Consider the following 3862-nt stretch of genomic DNA (forward strand, 5'->3'; position numbering starts at 1 on the left):
GGGCCGTCGAGCGCGACGCGCTGCGCGGCTTCCCGGGCATACACCCGTGACATAGCGCTGGTCGCGGCCCCGTCGAACCGGCCGGGGTTCTTCGCGTGGCGCGTGCCGTCCTGCGCGGCGGCGGCGGCCTGGGCGAAGACGGCCGCGCCCTCGGTGTAGGCGATCAGTTCGCCGAGCCGGAAGAGCACGTGCTGGCTGCGCGTCAGCCGCCCCACCTTGCACGCCTCGAGCACCGCGGCCATCGAGCGTGCGGCGAGCGCCGCGATGCCGGCTCCGACGTCGCTCTTCTGGGCGTGCAGGGCGTCGAGTTGGGACGCGAGATCCGTGTAACGGCGGCCGAGGCTCTTGAGGTGCAACTGCCACCGGTCACGCGCGATGGTCATCTCCATGATCTCGGAGGTGCCCTCATAGATCGTGGTGATGCGCACATCGCGGCGGATCTTCTCCACGACATACGGCCGGGTGTAGCCGTAGCCGCCGTGGGCCTGGATGGCGGCGTCGGCGGCGGCGTTACCCGCTTCTGTCGCAAGGTATTTCGCGATCGCGCCCTCGGTGTTCATGGCGCCGTTCTCGCCGAGCCCGCGGTCGATCTTGTCAGCCGTGTCCTCCATGAATGCGCGCGCCGCTTCGAGGCGAACAGCGTGCGGGACGATCAGCTTGTGGGTGAAGCCCTGCTTCTCCGCAAGCGGGCCGCCGCCCTGGATGCGCTCCTTGGAGTAGGCGATTGCGCGATCCAGTGCCTCCCAGCCGCCACCGAGCCCGAAGGCGGCAACCATCAACCGGGTGTAACCAAAGACCTGCTGCGCCTGGATCAGGCCCTTGCCCGGCTCGGTACCGATCAGATTGTGGGCCGGGACGACGACGTCGTCGAGGAAGAGGGGCGCGGTGTTGGACAGGCGCAGCCCGTGCTTGTCCTCCGGCGGCCCGGCGCTGAAGCCGGGGGTGTCCTTCGGGACGACGAACCAGGTCGGGCCCTCCGGCGTCGCGGCAAGGATCGTGGAGAAGTCGGCGATCGAGCCGTTGGAGATCCACTGCTTGCGACCATTGATCCGGTATGCGGTGATCTCGCCGTCTTCACCGAAGATCGGTTCCGCGGTGGTGGTCATCGCCCCGAGGTCGGAGCCGGCTTCCGGCTCGGTGGCGCCATAGGCGAAGACGACGCCCTGCTCGGCGATCGCGCCGAGCCACTCCTGCTTCTGCTCCTCGGTCGCCCCCACGACGATCGGGTCGGAGCCGAGGAAGGTGGCGAAGACGGCAGTGGCGAGGCCAATGTCCTTGCGCCCCATGGCTTCACAGACGCGGTAGCTGTCGAAGGCGCCGCCGTCCATGCCGCCATACGTCTCGGGAATGAAGACGAGCTGGACGCCGAGGGTGTCGGGGTCGGACATAGCCCGGACGATGTCCTCCGGGCAGGTGTCCTCATGATCCAGATCGAGGACGAGCTGTGGCGGCAGGGCCTCGTCGACGAAGTCGCCGAGCGCCTCGATCATCATCTTCAGCGTCGGCAAGTCGAGTCCGGCGCCGCCGACGTGGCCAGTGGTGGGGGTGTCAGTCATGGGTATTCCTCGGGTCGGGGCGTCGGGGTGGTGTGGTCTGGGTGCCGCTGCCGGTCGTGCAGCGGTGCCGCCCGGGGCCGGCCGGCTCCGGCCGGGCCACGGTGCGGTACTGGGCGTCAGCCGCGTCGCTTGCCGATCTCGTCGACAAGTGCGGGGAGGATTTGGTGCAGGTCGCCCACGACACCGAAGTCGGCGATGGCGAAGATCGGGGCGTTGGCGTCCTTGTTGACGGCGACGATGGTCTTGCTCGACTGCATCCCCGCACGGTGCTGGATGGCGCCGCTGACGCCCGCCGCGACATACAGAGCGGGGGCAACGGTCTTGCCGGTCTGGCCGACCTGGATGTCGTGCCCGGCCCAGCCGAGGTCGGTGACCGCGCGGGTGGCCCCGACCGCGCCGCCGAGGGCGTCGGCGAGTTGATCGATGACGGCGAAACCCTCCGGTGAGCCCACGCCGCGACCACCGGCGACGACGGTCGCGGCATCGGTCAGGTCGGGTCGGCCGGTGCTGCCTTTGGGGTTGCGGGCGGTGATCGCCGCGCCCTTGGCGGTGGCGCTGAGGTCGACGGCCACGGCCTCGACCGCGGTGGCCGAGGGTGCTTCGGTCGCCGCAATTGTGTTGGGGCGCATGGTGATCACGGCCGGTCCGCGGGTCACGACACTGGTGGCGTGGTAGGCGCCGGAGACGATCGACTGGGTCGCGACGACCTGGCCGGCCTCGAGGGCGACCGAGGTGGCGTCGCTGACCAGGCCCGAGTCGAGGCGTACGGCGAGGCGAGCCGCGATGTCCTTGCCCTCAGGGCCGGAGGTGATCAGGACGGCGGTTGGGCTGGTCTGCGCGGCCACGGCGGCGAGGGCGTCGACCTTGGGCACGGCGAGGAAGTCGTCGATGGCGTCGGCAGTGATGCTGTAGACCGTGGCGGCACCATGAGCGCCGAGAGCGGCGGTGACGTCATCGGCGACCGGACCGCAGACCACCGCGGCGGGCTCACCGAGCGCGCGCGCGGCGGTGAGCAGTTCGAGGGTGGCATTGCGGACACCGGTGGGGGTGACGTCGGCGAGGACGAGAACGGTGGACACGTGGGGTTTCCTTTGCAGCTTGAGCGGCGGTCGCCGAGAGAGTCGGTCAGAGGAGGCCGCGAGCGGCGAGGAAGTCGGCGAGTTGGGCGGCTCCGGTGCCGTCGTCGGTGATGACGGTGCCGGCGGCGCGCGGCGGGGCCGGGGCGATCGCGCGGACCTGCACGGCGGCAGCGCCCGCGCCGACGAGGGCCGGCTCGATGCCGAGGTCGGCGAGGGAGAGCGTCTCGAAGGGCTTCTTCTTGGCCATCATGATCTGCCGGAAGGCCGGGTAGCGGGCTTCACCGCTCTGGTCGGTGATGGAGACGACGGCCGGCAAGGCGGTGGTCACCTCGAGGCTGGCCGTGTCGCCGTCGCGGGTGGTCTTGACGCTTTCGCCTTCCAGCGCAATGGTTTTGGCGAAGGTGGCTTGGTTCGCGCCCAGGCGTTCGGCGACCATCGACGGCATGGCCGACATCTCGGCGTCGGTGGAGGCCATGCCGGTCAGGACCAGGTCGTAGCCGATCTTCTCCAGGGCCTTGGCCAGCACGAGCGAGGTGCCGAGAGCGTCGCTCCCGTGGATGCCGTCGTCGATGACGTGGACGGCCTGGCCGGCGCCCATTGCGAGCGCCTTCATCAGGGCCTCGCGGGCTTGAGCTGGCCCGACGCTCAGGACGGTGACCTCGGCCGAGGCGCCGCCTTCGACGAGGCGCACGGCTTGCTCCACGGCATACTCGTCGAGCTCGGAGAGGTGCCCTTCGATGCCCGCACGATCGAGGGTCAGGTCGGGTCCGAACTTCCAGACAGCGGTGGATTCTGGCACGTACTTCACGAGCACGACGATCTTCATCTAGGCCCCTTGTATTCGGCTGTCCTGCTGGTTGAGCGCCCTCGGCTTCGTCGCCGGTTGCGTTGCAATCGACGCTACTCGCGTGCCGGAAGTGCGTCCTGCCGTCTGGACACCTGCGGGGCTGTACAGTGCGTCACTCAGCAAGCGCTTGCTTAGAGCGTGTCAGTCGCGGGGTAGCGCCCTTTTGGCATGAAAGTGGTTGCGCGGCAATGCATTCGGGCGCAATCGAGTTGATGGTCAACCCGACGAGCCGCCCGTATGCCGTGGCCTGCCGTCCCGGCCCGCCGCGCGTTGGCGTGTGCTCGGGGAGTACAGCACCGTTATCGGTGACCACATGCCGGACGCGCTTGATTTCGGCCCCGGGCCTACCTCGTGCGGGCGGTGCTTGCCATGCGTGCGCA

At 69.4% G+C, this 3862-nt stretch carries 3 protein-coding genes; all 3 read right to left on the reverse strand.

Annotation, left to right across the window (positions count from 1 at the left end):
- Window positions 1-1556: acyl-CoA dehydrogenase family protein (locus tag PKH97_RS12925; protein ID WP_324387904.1), on the reverse strand; the 1556-nt coding region annotated here is incomplete at its 3' end.
- A gap of 116 nt (window positions 1557-1672) precedes the next feature.
- On the reverse strand, window positions 1673-2635 hold the full coding sequence (locus tag PKH97_RS12930) for an electron transfer flavoprotein subunit alpha/FixB family protein (protein WP_324387905.1): 963 nt from the start codon (window positions 2633-2635) through the stop codon (window positions 1673-1675).
- Window positions 2636-2681: 46 nt separating this feature from the next.
- Complete coding sequence (locus PKH97_RS12935; RefSeq protein ID WP_324387907.1) at window positions 2682-3461, reverse strand: electron transfer flavoprotein subunit beta/FixA family protein; 780 nt, start codon at window positions 3459-3461, stop codon at window positions 2682-2684.
- Window positions 3462-3862: the final 401 nt, after the last annotated feature.

The organism is Nostocoides sp. (assembly GCF_035343835.1).
Taxonomy (GTDB): domain Bacteria; phylum Actinomycetota; class Actinomycetes; order Actinomycetales; family Dermatophilaceae; genus Nostocoides_A; species Nostocoides_A vanveenii.